A 1,500-nucleotide genomic window follows, 5' to 3' on the forward strand; every position below is an offset into this window, starting at 1 on the left:
CCAATTCTCTGGCTTTAGCCACGTCTATTTGTTGGTTGCAACAATAACAACGAACGAAATCTTTAGCCTGTTTGGGGTAGCCGTATTTGTGCTCTAAGGTATAAATGGTGTGGTAGTTGTTCTGCTCTAGTTAAACCGGACACTTTCCTTAAGGAATTTTCATAGTTAATCGGCGACATATCCTTGTTAGCGGTATGAAGACGGTCAAAGTTGTAATATCACACATAAGCAGCGACATCGTTTTTCATATGCTCTCGTGTTGGTTGCGGTACTTTTAGTAGCCAATCATGCTTTAAGCTGCCGAAGAACCGTTTAACAACAGCATTATCCCAACACGCACCAACATCAATCACCCATACAGGCTCTGATTCCATAACTGGCTAACAGCTTATGATAACGCTTGCTGGTGTACTGTGAGCCTCTGTCGCTATGAAACACCAAGCCCTTAGGAGGTTACCTCAAGTTATAAGCTTTCATCATGGCTTTACTGACTAAATCAGTGGTCATGCGTTTATCTGTATGCCAGCCGACAATCCGTCTGGAATATAAATCCATGACGATAGCCAGATACATCCAGCCTTGCCCTGTTTTCAAGTATGTCACATATCCCGCCCAGATTTGATTCGGTGCAACAGGATTGAAGTTCTGGTTAAGCAGGTTATCTGCTAGCTACTGCATCACTGTGTTTGCGCTTGGTAGTAACCTTGTAAGAGACGCGCTGAGTGACTATTAAGCCAAGCTTTGCCATCAGATTTTGCGTGCCGTAGTCGCTGATTTTAAAGCCCTCATTGCATAACCGTTTGCGGAACTCTCGATAGCCTAAGCTGTTTCGGCTTTGCTTAAATATTTCCTTTGTTCTGCGATACAAATACAACTGCTCAGCAGTGATGATATTCGCAGGCTTATTAAGCCAGGCATAATAGGCCGAACGACTGACATTCAGGCTCTTACACAGCTGAGTACCAGGGCAAATTGAAGATAGCTGTTTAACGGTTTCAAACGCTACTTTGTTTCCTTGAGCAACAGGGCTCTGGCCTTTTTTAATATATCTTTTTCCATCCTTAGCTCTTTATTTTCCTTGCGAAGCCTAATCAGCTCTGCTCGCTCATCAGCAGATAAAGCTTCACCTGATTGCTCTGCTTCAAACTTGGTCTTCCAGTTATAAAGCAGCTTATCTGTAATACCTAGAGAGGCTGCTGCCTTTGACACGCTGTAGCCTTGCTCTGTTACCAATGACACTGCTTCTTATTTGAACTCATTGGTATAACTTCTGTTTTTTCTTTTTGTCATAGTCACCTCAATATCAGGATTATATTCCTTTATTGATGTATCCGGTCTGATTAAAGCAGAACATCGATATCGATATCAATTTCGAATTTCTTGAACATGTGCCATTTCCTTTTTGAGGAAGTTTAAAGAAATGACACAGAATTTTGAACACTCCCTCTATATTTGATAAAGAGATATAGAACCACCAAAATCTAAACTACTCTTCCCAAA

The 1,500-nt window shown here is 41.6% G+C and carries 1 pseudogene; it reads right to left on the reverse strand.

Annotated features, from left to right (window positions below):
• Window positions 1-131: 131 nt before the first annotated feature.
• Window positions 132-1,239: pseudogene (locus KIH87_RS11870) on the reverse strand (IS3 family transposase); the annotation flags it as partial.
• Between the last annotated feature and the right edge of the window lie 261 nt (window positions 1,240-1,500).

The organism is Paraneptunicella aestuarii (assembly GCF_019900845.1).
Taxonomy (GTDB): Bacteria; Pseudomonadota; Gammaproteobacteria; order Enterobacterales; family Alteromonadaceae; genus Paraneptunicella; species Paraneptunicella aestuarii.